Annotated in this window: 11 protein-coding genes and 1 pseudogene; 8 read left to right on the top strand and 4 right to left on the bottom strand. The window is 64.2% G+C overall.

Annotated elements, in window-relative coordinates:
- From QM672_RS16285 to QM672_RS16265, 5 genes and pseudogenes are all read left to right on the top strand, one after another.
- Nucleotides 1-89, top strand: a pseudogene (locus QM672_RS16285) (sugar ABC transporter substrate-binding protein); the annotation flags it as partial.
- Nucleotides 90-169: 80 nt separating this feature from the next.
- Nucleotides 170-1,699 (top strand): multiple monosaccharide ABC transporter ATP-binding protein, encoded by a 1,530-nt coding sequence (gene mmsA, locus QM672_RS16280; RefSeq protein WP_311933207.1) that lies wholly within the window; start codon nucleotides 170-172, stop codon nucleotides 1,697-1,699.
- Between the two features lie 2 nt (nucleotides 1,700-1,701).
- On the top strand, nucleotides 1,702-2,904 hold the full coding sequence (mmsB, locus tag QM672_RS16275) for a multiple monosaccharide ABC transporter permease (RefSeq protein ID WP_311933206.1): 1,203 nt from the start codon (nucleotides 1,702-1,704) through the stop codon (nucleotides 2,902-2,904).
- A 134-nt stretch (nucleotides 2,905-3,038) separates the two neighbouring features.
- Nucleotides 3,039-3,386 (top strand): diacylglycerol kinase, encoded by a 348-nt coding sequence (locus QM672_RS16270; protein WP_394309913.1) that lies wholly within the window; start codon nucleotides 3,039-3,041, stop codon nucleotides 3,384-3,386.
- Between the two features lie 37 nt (nucleotides 3,387-3,423).
- Complete coding sequence (locus QM672_RS16265) at nucleotides 3,424-5,160, top strand: NAD+ synthase (protein WP_415083779.1); 1,737 nt, start codon at nucleotides 3,424-3,426, stop codon at nucleotides 5,158-5,160.
- Here the strand turns inward: QM672_RS16265 and QM672_RS16260 are convergent.
- Nucleotides 5,115-6,074, bottom strand: a complete 960-nt coding sequence (locus tag QM672_RS16260) for a LysR substrate-binding domain-containing protein (protein WP_415083777.1) — start codon at nucleotides 6,072-6,074, stop codon at nucleotides 5,115-5,117. The genes QM672_RS16265 and QM672_RS16260 overlap by 46 nt on opposite strands.
- A gap of 128 nt (nucleotides 6,075-6,202) precedes the next feature.
- On the opposite strand from QM672_RS16260, the gene QM672_RS16255 reads away from it, so the two are divergent.
- Entirely contained in the window at nucleotides 6,203-6,907 is a 705-nt protein-coding gene (locus tag QM672_RS16255; RefSeq protein ID WP_367623931.1) for an SDR family oxidoreductase, read from the top strand.
- Nucleotides 6,908-6,980: 73 nt separating this feature from the next.
- Here the strand turns inward: QM672_RS16255 and QM672_RS16250 are convergent, their stop codons facing one another.
- Both QM672_RS16250 and QM672_RS16245 read right to left on the bottom strand, forming a co-directional pair.
- The gene (locus tag QM672_RS16250) at nucleotides 6,981-8,942 is read right to left on the bottom strand and encodes an FAD-dependent oxidoreductase (RefSeq protein WP_415083774.1); all 1,962 of its coding nucleotides are present in this window, start codon (nucleotides 8,940-8,942) and stop codon (nucleotides 6,981-6,983) included.
- Between the two features lie 143 nt (nucleotides 8,943-9,085).
- A complete protein-coding gene (locus QM672_RS16245) occupies nucleotides 9,086-9,919 on the bottom strand; it encodes a MipA/OmpV family protein (protein ID WP_311933200.1) in 834 nt (277 codons plus the stop codon).
- Nucleotides 9,920-10,280: 361 nt separating this feature from the next.
- Here QM672_RS16245 and gltX point away from each other — a divergent pair, with 361 nt between their 5' ends.
- Entirely contained in the window at nucleotides 10,281-11,609 is a 1,329-nt protein-coding gene (gene gltX, locus QM672_RS16240; protein ID WP_415083772.1) for a glutamate--tRNA ligase, read from the top strand.
- Nucleotides 11,610-11,739: 130 nt separating this feature from the next.
- Nucleotides 11,740-12,255 (top strand): CreA family protein, encoded by a 516-nt coding sequence (locus QM672_RS16235; protein ID WP_311933198.1) that lies wholly within the window; start codon nucleotides 11,740-11,742, stop codon nucleotides 12,253-12,255.
- Between the two features lie 51 nt (nucleotides 12,256-12,306).
- On the opposite strand, the gene QM672_RS16230 is transcribed toward QM672_RS16235, so the two are convergent.
- The gene (locus tag QM672_RS16230) at nucleotides 12,307-12,609 is read right to left on the bottom strand and encodes a hypothetical protein (RefSeq protein ID WP_068287134.1); all 303 of its coding nucleotides are present in this window, start codon (nucleotides 12,607-12,609) and stop codon (nucleotides 12,307-12,309) included.
- Nucleotides 12,610-12,839 lie beyond the last annotated feature (230 nt).

The following is a 12,839-nucleotide window of genomic DNA, read 5'->3' as shown; positions in this document are numbered from 1 at the left end:
ATCTGCTCAAGCCCGTCCTGGTCACCAAGGACAACTGGAAGCAGGTGCTGGTCGATGGTGGCTACTACAAGGAAGACCAGCTGAAATAAGTGGTCGTCCTTAAAACCATGTTAGGGTATCGGGCGGCTGGCACCACGGTGCCGGCCGCCCTTTTCACAGGTCATCCACTATGACAGCCATCCTGGAAATGCGGGGCATCACCAAGACCTTTCCGGGGGTCAAGGCGCTCAGCAACGTCAACCTCACGGTCAACGAGGGCGAAATTCACGGCGTGGTCGGCGAGAATGGCGCCGGCAAATCAACCCTGATGAAGGTGCTGAGTGGGGTCTATCCCCACGGCTCCTACGAAGGGGAGATTCGCTTCCGCGGCAAGGAATGCCACTTCAAGGATATCCGCCAGTCTGAAGAGCTCGGCATCATCATCATCCATCAGGAACTTGCCCTGGTGCCGCTGCTCTCCATCGCCGAGAACATCTTCCTCGGCAACGAGCAGGCCACCGGTGGACTGATCGATTGGCCCCTGACCTATGGCAAGACCCGCAAGGTGCTGGATAAGGTCGGGCTGAGGGAATCGCCGGACACGCTCATCACCAATATCGGCGTGGGCAAGCAGCAGCTCGTCGAGATCGCCAAGGCCTTGTCGAAGGACGTCAAGCTGCTGATCCTCGACGAGCCGACGGCCAGTCTTAACGAAAGCGACAGCGATGCCCTGCTTGACCTCCTGCTGGAGTTCAAGCGCCAGGGCATTTCCTCGATCCTGATCTCGCACAAGCTCAACGAGATCTCCAAGGTCTGCGACGAGATCACGGTGATCCGCGACGGTGCCTCGATCGAGACCCTCGACTGCCGCAACGAGGCGATCAGCGAAGACCGCATCATCAAGGGCATGGTCGGGCGCGAAATGGCGGACCGCTATCCCAGCCGCGAGCCCAAGATCGGCGAGCCGGTGCTGGAGATCAAGGACTGGGTGGTGCACCACCACGAGCATTCCGATCGCCAGGTGGTCAAGGGCGTGAACTTCACCGTGCGCAAGGGCGAGGTCGTCGGCATCTCCGGCCTGATGGGCGCCGGGCGGACGGAGCTCGCCATGAGCATCTTCGGCCAGTCCTACGGCCAGCGCATCAGCGGCCAGGCCCTGATGCACGGCAAGCCGGTGGATCTGTCCACCATCCACAAGGCGCTGGCCAACGGCCTGGCCTATGTCACGGAGGACCGTAAGCAGCTCGGCCTCGTCCTCGAAGAGGACATCATCAAGAACATCACGCTCAGCAACCTCGAGGGGGTGTCGAAGAATTCCATCATCGACGACATCAAGGAATTGCGGGTGGCCAACGACTACCGGCGCAAGCTGAACATCCGCTCTCCCAACGTCTTCCAGAAGACGGTGAACCTGTCGGGCGGCAATCAGCAGAAGGTGGTGCTCTCCAAATGGCTGTTCTCCAATCCTGAACTGCTGATGCTCGACGAGCCGACGCGCGGGATCGATGTCGGTGCGAAATACGAAATCTACAGCATCATCAACGAGATGGTGAATGAAGGTAAAGCCGTGCTGATGATTTCCTCCGAGATGCCGGAACTGCTCGGCATGTGCGATCGCATCTATGTGATGAATGCAGGTCGCTTCGTAGGCGAATTCCCCGGGGCCGAGGCCACCCAAGAAAAGATCATGCGCGCCATCATGCGTGCGGAAGGGCATTGACGATGACGACAAACACTGTGGAAGCTCAAGGCTCATCGCCCAAGAAATCCATCCTTGAATATATCAGCGGCAACATCCGCGACTATGGCCTGCTGATCTCGCTGATCGTCATCGTCGGCTTCTTCCAATATATGACGGAAGGGCGGATGCTGGCGCCCTCCAACATCAACAACATTCCCAACCAGAACGGCTATGTCATCGTCATGGCGCTCGGCATGCTGCTGGTGATCGTGGCCGGCCATATCGACCTGTCGGTCGGCTCGGTCTGCGCCTTCACCGGCGCCGTCGCCGCGACCCTGATGGTGAAGCTGGGCTGGCATTGGGCACCGGCGGCGGTCGCCACCCTGGTGGTCGGGGCGCTCATCGGCGGCATCCAGGGCTATTTCATCGCCTATCTGCGCATTCCCTCCTTCATCGTCACCCTGGCGGGCATGCTGGTGTTTCGAGGGCTGACCTATCGCCTGCTTGGCAATACCAATGTCGGTCCGCTACCGGCCGAGTTCAACCAGCTCAGTGCCGGCTGGATTCCCGATCCGTTCGCATCCCCGGGCTTCTTTACCACCACCTTCGCCCTTGGCCTGATCGCCGCTGCGCTGTTCATCCTGGTGAACATCAAGGGCCGGATGACGCGGCTCAAGCACGGCGTGGAGGAAGAGCCGATGGCGATCTTCATCGGCCGCAACATCCTGATGGCGGTCGCTACCGTCTATGTCGGCTATCTCCTCGCCATGTATCGTGGCCTGCCGATGGTGCTGATCATCCTGCTGGCGCTGACGCTGCTCTATGTCTTCGTCACCACCCGCACCGTGGTCGGCCGGCGCATCTATGCCCTCGGCGGCAACGAGAAGGCAGCCAAGCTCTCGGGCATCAACACCGATCGCCTCATCCTGTTGACCTTCGTCAATATGGGCGCGCTGGCGGCGCTGGCCGGGCTCATCGTCACCTCGCGCTTCGGCGGCATGGCGACACCCAAGGCCGGCGACGGCTATGAGCTCGACGTCATCGCAGCCTGCTTCATCGGCGGCGCTTCGGCTTCGGGGGGCGTCGGCAAGATCACTGGCGCGGTGATCGGCGCCCTGCTGATGGGCGTGATGAATGTCGGCATGTCGATCCTCGGTCTCGGCATCGACGACCAGAAATGGATCAAGGGCCTGGTGCTGCTCTTCGCCGTCTGCCTCGACGTCTACTACAAGAAGAAGCGCTGACAGACGGGACGTCGATCACGCATGCCGGCCTTCGGGCCGGCATTTGCGTTGTGGCGTCTCGATTGCATGCCCCGATTATACTTGGCGATTGCCGCTGCCTGGCCTTAAAACGCCTGCCACTCTCGGGAGCGGTCATGGAGCGAATCGTCAAGGCATTCTTCAATTCGGCAGCGGGTCTTGCCCATGCCGTCCGCTATGAATTGGCGGTGCGCCAGGAGGTCATCGTCCTGCTCGTCGCGGTGCCGGCGAGCTTCTTGGTTACCGAGAGCTGGTGGAAGCGCCTTGCCCTGATCGGCGTCATCCTGCTGGTACTGATGGTGGAACTGCTCAACACGGCCATCGAAGCGCTGTCGGACCATGTCACGCCCGACCGTCATCCCCATATCCGCATCGTCAAGGATCTCGGTTCGGCAGCGGTGTTCACGGCGCTCACCTTGGCGGGGCTGACCTGGCTTCTCGCGCTGGCCGAAAGGCTGGTGTAAGGATGGCGGATCATTCTTGTCCGCCTTTGAAGAGACCATGAGCACCGATATTCTGCGCATTGCCGTTGCCCAGCTCAAACCAACGCTCGGCGACATCGCCGGCAATCTCGCCAAGGCGCGCGCGGCGCGGGCCAGCGCGCGGGAGCAGGGCGCCGATCTCGTGCTGTTCACCGAACTTTTCCTCTGCGGCTATCTGCCCGAGGATCTGGTACTCAAGCCCGCTTTCCAGGATGCCTGCCGCGCCGCGCTGGAGGACTTCGCCCGCGATACGGCCGATGGCGGACCGGCGGCGCTGGTCGGCCTGCCCTGGCGCGAGAAGGACAAGCTGCACAACGCGGTAGCGCTGGTGGACAAGGGAATCGTCGCTGCCGTCCGCTTCAAGAACGATCTGCCCAATTACGGCGTGTTCGACGAAAAGCGCGTGTTCCAGCCGGGGCCCTTGCCGGGGCCGATCGCCTTTCGCGGTGTGCGCCTGGGCGTGCCGATCTGCGAGGATATCTGGGGCCATGACGTGGTCGAGTGCCTGGCCGAAACGGGCGCCGAAATCCTGCTTGTGCCCAATGGTTCGCCCTATCATCGCGACAAGTCCGACATCCGGCTCAATGTCGCGGTGGCACGCGTTACCGAATCCGGCCTGCCCATGCTCTACGCCAATGAGGTTGGCGGCCAGGACGAGGTGATCTTTGACGGCGCCTCCTTCGCCCTCAATGCCGATCATCGCCTGGCGGTGCAACTGCCGGCCTTCCGGGAGGCGATCGTCACAACGACCTGGCGGCGCGGGGCGCAGGGCTGGGCCTGCGAACCGGGCGTGGTCGAGCCGGTGGAGGAGGGCGAGGAAGCCGATTACCAGGCCTGCGTCCTGGGCCTGCGCGACTATGTCGACAAGAATGGCTTTCCCGGCGTGGTGCTCGGCCTGTCCGGCGGTGTCGATTCGGCCCTGGTGGCGGCCATGGCGGTGGATGCGCTCGGACCGGAGCGGGTGCATTGCGTGATGCTGCCCTATCGCTACACCTCCAAGGAATCCCTGAAGGATGCCTTGGAATGCGCTACGGCGCTGGGTGTGCGCTATGACGTCGTACCGATCGAGGCCCCGGTGAGCGGGCTGGAGAGCGTGCTCGAGCCGCTGTTCGCCGGCCAACCCCGCGGCATCGCCGAGGAGAACATGCAAAGCCGCACCCGTGGCACCATCCTGATGTCGATCTCCAACAAGTTCGGCGCCATGGTGGTGACCACCGGCAACAAGTCGGAGATGTCGGTCGGCTATTGCACGCTCTATGGCGACATGAATGGCGGCTTCAACCCGATCAAGGATCTCTACAAGACCGAGGTCTATCGCCTGTGCGAGCTGCGCAATCGCTGGAAACCGGTGGATGCCAAGGGGCCGGCGGGTGTGGTGATTCCGCGAAACATCCTGACCAAGGCTCCATCTGCCGAATTGCGCGAGAACCAGAAGGACCAGGATTCGCTGCCACCCTATGACGTGCTCGACGACATCCTGCGCTGCCTGGTCGAAAGCGAGATGCGGGTCAGCGAGATCGTGGCGCGCGGCCATGACGAGGAGACCGTGCGCAAGGTCGAGCGCCTGCTCTATCTGGCCGAATACAAGCGCCGCCAGGCCGCCCCCGGCGTGAAGGTGACGGAGAAGAATTTCGGCCGTGATCGCCGTTATCCGATCACCAACCGGTTCCGGGACGGCAACAAGGCTGCCTTCGTGCCGGATGCTGCGCTCTATCGCGTCTCCACCACTGCGAGCGCGGACGCCGTCGATTTCTGAGCCGCTGGGTTGTCTGCCAGCGCCTCTGCCTGGGCCGTGTCGATGAGCCAGCGCCGGACCGCGTCCGTGGGTTCGGGATGGCGCTGCCGGCGCGGCAGCACCACGTAGAAATCATGGCCGCCGGACATTACGGTCGCCACAGGCTGGATGAGCCGGCCGGTGGCGAGATCGCCGGCGACCAGGAAACGGCTGGCGAGCGCGATGCCCTGGCCGGCGGCCGCCGCCTCGATTGCCAGTCCCGTCTGGTTGAAGCGCATCCGTCGCGGCTCGACGAGCGGCTTCAGCCCCAGCGCCCGCTCGAGAAACTCCGGCCACAGATTATGGGTGTCGTGCAGAAGCGTGTAGCTCAAGATCTCGGCCTGTTCGATGCCGTTCGAGCCGGCCGGCAGCAAGGCGGGGGCGCAGACGGCGATGACGTGCTGCGGAAACAGGCGCTCCACTACAAGGCCCGGCCCGAAGGGCAGGCGACCCTGCCGTACCGCGATGTCGACACCGTCGCTCTGGAAATTCGACAGGCTTTCATTAGCGAGAATGCGCAGGTCGACGAGCGGATGCTCGGCCACGAAGTGAGGCAGTCTCGGGATCAGCCATTTGGTGGCGAAGCTCGGCGTGACGCTGATCGTCAGCCGGGCAGGCTCGGGCCGCAGGCCCAATGTCGCGTCGGCGATGAGTTCGAAGGCTCGGCGGACAGGAGGCAGGTAGCCGTGCCCGGCATGAGTGAGCGTAAGCCCGCGCGGCAGCCGCTCGAACAGCTTGACGCCAAGATCGGCCTCCAGCCCTCTGATATGCTGGGCGACGGCGCCCTGGGTCACGTTGAGCTCCTCGGCGGCGAGGCGGAAGTTCAGATGGCGTGCGGCGGCTTCGAAGGCACGCAGGGCCTTGAGCGGAGGAAGGCGGGGCAGGGCGTCCGGCATGCAGTAGTTTTTCTACAGAATGAGAGCAGCTATTCTGGCTCGAATGGGAGCTGGATTGCCAGTATATCAGGTGCATGGTCCCTTTGTCGCGGCCTCCTGCCGCTCCGGGGCATGGAAGGATGATTCCGATGGCAGCAGAAAAAGTAGCGATCGTCACGGCCGGGGGCAGTGGCATGGGAGCGGCGGCCGCCAGGCGCTTGGCCAAGGATGGCTATAGGGTTGCCATTCTCTCCTCCTCCGGCAAGGGCGAGGCCATCGCCCGGGAATTGGGGGGCCTCGGCGTCACCGGTTCCAACCAGTCCAATGAGGACCTGCAGCGCCTCACCGACCTGACGCTCGAACGCTGGGGGCGTGTCGATGTGCTGGTCAACAGCGCAGGCCATGGTCCGCGCGCGCCGCTTCTGGAGATCACCGACGAGCAATGGCACACGGGGCTCGACGTCTATCTGATGAATGTGATCCGTGCGACCCGCGTGGTGGCACCGGCGATGATCCGTCAGAAGAGCGGCGCCATCATCAATATCTCGACGGCCTGGGCCTTCGAGCCGACGGCGATGTTCCCGACCTCGGCGGTCTTCCGCGCCGGGCTTGCCGCCTACACCAAGCTCTTCGCCGATCAGCATGCCGCCGACAATGTGCGCATGAACAATGTGCTGCCGGGCTGGATCGACAGCCTGCCGGCCACCGAGGAGCGCCGCGACAGCGTGCCGATGGGGCGCTACGGCACCAGCGAGGAGATCGCCGCCACCATCGCCTTCCTCGCCTCGGAGGGCGCCGGCTATATCACGGGCCAGAACATCCGGGTCGACGGCGGGCTGATGCGCTCGCTCTGACAGAACATGGTCGGAGTGCCGATTCCCGGGTACGCGGACGTCTTGTCCGCGCACCCGGAAGGACGTCGTGCTCTCAGAGAGCCCAGCCGACCTTTAGGCCTTCCAGCACGGCTTCCTCGGCCGTGCGGGGCGTCAGGCAGTCGCCGATGCTGTGAATCTCCGCCACCAGGCCCTCCAGCTCGGCTTCCAGAGCATTGACGGCCTCATGGCCGAGCGAGGTCACCAGCGTGTCGATGCCGTCGATGATGATCGGCTCGCGCCCGGTGACATGGGCGAGATAGACGGTCTGGCCGTCGACGCCGTAGAGATCGGCATAGGGGATGACCTCGATGCCGAGATCGTGCAGCACGCCGGCCCAATGGTCGCGGACATAGGCCTGGATACGCTGGCCCGGCATGTAGCCATTGACGGCGAGGCGGACCTTGCAGCCCGCCCGCGCCAGCTTCTCGGCGACGCCCATGCCGATCCAATCACAGCGCCAGTCCGCCACCAGGACGGAACTGCCGACATTGGCCTCGTCACGGAGTACTTGCCAGGCGTCGACGACATGGGCGGTCTCGGCACCGGGCAGTTCGGGATGGCGGGGCGTGGCACCGGTCGCGATGATGACCACGTCCGGCCGTTCGCGCTCGACCAGAGCACGGTCGACCCTGGTGTTCCTCACCACGGTGACGCCGGCGAGCTCCGCCTCACGGGTGAGATTGGTGACGATGCCGCCGAACTCCATGCGACGCGGCAGCAATTGCGCCAGCAGGGCCTGGCCGCCGAGCCGGCCCGAGGCCTCGTAGAGCGTGACGTCATGGCCGCGCGAGGCGGCGATGCTGGCGGCTTTCATGCCGGCCGGACCACCGCCCGCCACCAACACTTTCTTCGCAGCGCCGGCGGGCAGCACCTTGCCGTAGCGCAGCTCGCGCCCAGTCTCGGGGTGCTGGATGCAGGAGATGGGCACGCCGAGCTGGAAATGGCCGATGCAGGCCTGGTTGCAGGCGATGCAGGCGCGGATGTCGTCGAAGCGGCCCTGTTCGGCCTTGGCAGGCATGTCGGGGTCGCAGATCAGCGCGCGCGTCATGCCGACCATGTCGGCCTCGCCCTTGGCGATCAGCTGCTCGGCATCCTGGGGCTGGTTGACGCGCCCAGCATAGAAGACGGGGGTCTTGACCTTGCGCTTGATGGCCGCCGCCGAGGGCGCGCCATAGCCGCTGGCAAAGGCCATGGCGGGGGCGATATGCACGGCGCCGCCAAAGCTGGCGGAGGAGCCGACCGTCAGGTTGAAATAATCGAAGCTGCCATCGAGGGCAGTCAGCACTTCCGCCACTTCCTCGGCGGTGAGGCCGTTGAGGTCACTGTCCTCGGATGAGAAGCGGAGGCCGACCACGAAATCCGGCCCTGTCCTGGCGCGGATGGCGGCCAGGCTCTCGCGGATGAAGCGCAGGCGGTTGTCCAGCGAGCCGCCATAGGCGTCCTCGCGTACATTCACGCGCGGATTGACGAATTGCGAGGGCAAATAGCCATGGCTGCCGACGATCTCCACGCCGTCGATCCCGGCCTGTTCGAGCCGGCGGGCGGCCTCACCATAGCCCTCGACGATCTCGCCGATCATCGTTGTGCTCATGGCGCGCGGCATGACGTGGAAGCGCTGGTTGGGCACGGCGGAGGGCGCGTAGGCGACGGGGGCGGTGCCTTCGGCCGTCTCCATGATCTCGCGGCCGGGATGGAAGAGCTGGCCGAACACCGCTGCTCCCTCGGCATGGCAGACCTCGGCGAGGCGCCGATAGCCGGGGATGCAGTCGTCGCTGGTCGCCATCAGCAGATGCGAGGTGTAGCGCGCCGTCTCGTGGACGCCGGCAACCTGCAGCACGATCAATCCGACGCCGCCCTTGGCGCGCGCCTGCTGATAGGCGATCAACGCGTCATTGGGCACGAAGGCCGTGGGCAGGGTGGTGTCGTGTCCGGTGGACATGATGCGGTTCTTGATGCGCAGATTGCGGATCGTGAACGGCGAATAGAGGTGGGGGAGGGCGGCGGACTGGCTCACGGGGCCTCGCAGAAGCTGGACCCGTACTGGGTGCACGGGACCGATCGTGCAATCAACATGGCCGATTGTCGCGACGAGCATGGCTCGGCGCTGGTGAGGCATATCCCGGGTGCCCGCGCACCCGGGGATAGCTGCGGGGCGTCTCAGAGATTGAAGTCGAAGCGATAGCTGGCCGATACGCCGATCGTGAACTGGTTCGGGGAGCCGCGCTCCTTGACCAGGCTCGATTTGGAAGCGGGGCCGGTGAGACGGCTATATTCGGCAAAGGCGCTGGTTGTGATCTTGTCCGTGGTCTTCCAGGTGAGCGCGCCGCCGACGCCAACCGATTTCAGGCCACCGCCGGGCGAATAGGGGCTAAGGCCCGAAGCGAGCGATTCCTGCAGGTTCACGCCGTAATAGGCGTCGAAATAGCTGCGTGTGGCCAGGGAGACCCGGGGCCCGCCGGAAATACGCCAATCCGGTGCGATATCATAGAAGGCGTCTGCGGCGATATCGGCGACCAGGCCGTGATGCGAACGGATGCCATGCCGCAATTCGGCCCGCAGACGCAGCCACTCGGTCGGATAGATATCGGCGAAGATGCCGAGTTCGCCGCCCCAGCGTACCGGCTTGAGGCCCTTGAGATCATCGTCGGTGGAGCCGTCGCGCTCGAACAGGATCTTGCCGACCGGGCCGATGCGCAGGAAACCATTGTCGAGGAGGCCCAGGCCCGGATTGTCGTTGCGCGAGGTGAAGGCCGGGCCCTTGCCCTGGCGCGACAGCGAGACGATGGGCGAGGGCAGGAAGCTGAAATCCTTGGCGCCTTCATATTTGGGGCCCATGGCGGCTGTGGCGCCGAGCTCCAGCGACCAGCCGCCGGCGATGTAGTTGTCCCAGAATCCCGTCGGCGTATAGGAAGAGGACTGGGCCAGCGCCGGCGTCGCCAGAACGGCAAGAACTCCTGCCGCAACGGCAGTCTTCAGGGAGGTACGCAACATCACTTTATTCCCATTTCCGGTCGCGGCAGGAACGGCCGCGAACCTGGCCGCACAATGCCTTCGAGGTGACAACAAACAATGAAGGATGGCACGAATAATCAACGAATTCCCTAACGTCATGTTTTGGATGCCGAGGGCATCGTCAGTTTCGTGATGCCTATTTTGGCGGCATTCACTGAGTGGCGATGATCAGCCGGGAAAGGAGTCTATGAGCCGGCTGCGATTGATTATCGTCTCCCTTATAAACACGATGGCGATTTTGTGGCCAGCAAAAATGGCAGGAGCCTGTTCATAATCTCTCCTTCAAAAGGCAGGAGACGCGGTATAGGACAGGCCATAATTCCAATTTCGAAAGCCCATCATGCCGCCCGTCGTCCGCTTTGCGCCATCCCCCACCGGCTATATCCATATCGGCAATATCCGCACCGCTTTGCTGAACTGGTGCGTGGCCAAGCGTGCGGACGGGCGCTTTATCCTGCGCTATGACGACACCGACACCGCCCGTTCGCGCCAGGAATATGCCGACGCCATCGCGGTGGACCTCGCCTGGCTCGGCATGGTGCCGGACGTGCAGGCACGACAGTCCGAGCGCATGGCGCTCTATGATGCCGCCGCCGCCCGCCTGCGCGAGGCCGGCCGGCTCTATCCCTGCTACGAGACCGAGGAGGAGCTGGAACGCCGGCGCACTTTGCAAAAGGCCCGCGGCCTGCCGCCGGTCTATGACCGGGCGGCCCTGCGCCTGACGGCCGAGCAGAAGGCGGCCCTGGAGGCCGAGGGGCGGCGTCCGCATTGGCGCTTCCTGCTCAACCACCGCATCGTCGAGTGGCAGGACGGCGTGCGCGGGCCCGCCCATGTCGACACCGCCTCGCTTTCCGACCCGGTACTGATCCGGGCCGATGGCGGCTATCTCTACACACTGCCGTCGGTGGTCGACGACATCGACCTCGGCGTCACCCACATCATTCGCGGCGAGGATCACGTCACCAACACCGCCGTGCAGATCGAGATCTTCGAAGCCTTGGGCGGCGCGGTGCCGGCTTTCGCCCACCACAACCTGCTCACCACGGTGAGCGGCGAGGGGCTGTCCAAGCGTAGCGGCGCGCTGTCGATCGGCTCGCTGCGTGAGGCCGGCTTCGAGCCGATGGCGGTAGCGAGCCTGGCGGTGCTGACCGGCACGGCCGAGGCTGTGCGTCCGATCGCGTCGCTGCAGGAGCTCGCTGCACTGGTTGATCTTTCGCGCATCTCGCGTGCACCGGCGCGCTTCGATCCGGCCGAGATCGAGACGCTCAATGCCAAGTTGCTGCACGAGACAGCCTTTGCGGATGTTTCCCAGCGGCTCACGGCTCTCGGCATCGAGGGCGGTGAGGATTTCTGGCTCGCCGTGCGCTCCAATCTCGTCAGGCTGGCCGATGCGAAATTATGGTGGGAGGTGGTGACGGGACCGGTCGCCGCAAGCGAACGGGATCGGGAGTTTCTCGGCCGCGCCGCCGAACTGCTGCCAAGCGAACCCTGGGACGAGAACACCTGGGGCGCCTGGACGCAGGCCGTGAAGGAAGCCACCGGCGCCAAGGGCAAGGCCCTGTTCATGCCGCTGCGCCAGGCGCTGACCGGGCTGGACCATGGCCCCGAACTCAAGGCGCTGCTGCCCCTGATCGGCCACGAACAGGCGCTGGCGCGGTTGGCAAGCTGAGGCCGGAGTGTCGACCTCTCGGTCGACATTGGATTGGGGATCTATGAGGAGTGTCGACCGGCAGGTCGAGACTCCACCCTGGCGCCCGGCTCGACGCCTTCCCATATGGGGCCCGATGAGGAGACCCCGCATGCTGCGTAGAATATGCTTCGGCCTTGCCGTGATCGGACTTGCCCTGCTGGCTCCCGCCGCTGCCCAGGCCCAGGAGCCCGACCTAATCTTCCGCAAGTCGACGGTATGGAAATTCCTGACCCCGGATGACAAGCTTGCGGTCTACGGCATCGACGATCCCGATGTCGAAGGGGTCGCCTGCCACTTCACCGTGCCGGAGAAGGGCGGTCTCAAGGGCATGTTCGGGGTGGCCGAGGAGGTGTCGGACGTCTCGCTGGCCTGCCGCCAGGTCGGGCCGATCAAGTTCAAGGAAAAATTCGAGCAGGGCGCCCTGGTCTACCGCCAGTCTCGCTCGCTGTTCTTCAAGAAGATGCAGGTGGTGCGCGGCTGCGACGCCAAGCGCAATGTGCTGGTCTATCTGGTCTACACCGACAAGCTGATCGAGGGCTCTCCGAAGAACTCGACCTCGTCGGTACCGGTGATGCCCTGGGCCGGGGAGCCGCCCCAGAAATGCGGCGATTTCGTCACGGACTGAGGGCGGCACCCGGCAGAGCTGCCGCCCGCATTCCCACTTCCCGTGAAGTTTTTACTTCTCGCAGGTGATCACGACGGCGTGCGGCTGCGCGGCAGCGGCGACCTGCGTGGGCGCGTTGATGGCGCCGGTGATGTCGGTTTCGGTCTGGCGGCGGAAGGCGACGGCCTTGGCGTAGCCGTTGGCGACGCACCATTCGCTGGCGATCGGCTGGCCGCAAGGCGAGCCGCTTTCCAGGCAGGTGTCGACGCCGTAGCCGTCATCGCTGCTGACGACGAAGGAAGCCACGTTCTGGGCGGAGGCGGGGCTGGCGAAGGCCAGGCAAGCCGCGATGAAGGAGAGGGTACGCAGGTTCATCGAAATCACACATGTGAACGGGGTCTGCCCCGTTCGGATAGCGGAGCCTGCCTATCATCGCTGTGCGTTTTTAAACATGCGTAAATCTGCGTGTTTAATTTTTGGCGAAACTCTGTTGCCTGGGTGCATCACTCTGGCACTGGAGAAAGCGGATGCCGTCCTTGTCTCGTGTGGCTTGACAACGTCGCCCGCATGGCACATTGCTCCCGGCCATGACAAAGACGGCCATC

Source organism: Labrys sp. (in: a-proteobacteria) (assembly GCF_047605565.1).
In the GTDB taxonomy this organism is placed as follows: domain Bacteria; phylum Pseudomonadota; class Alphaproteobacteria; order Rhizobiales; family Labraceae; genus Labrys; species Labrys neptuniae.
Note: the sequence above shows the minus strand (reverse complement) of the source record. Positions and strands in the feature narration are given on the sequence as shown.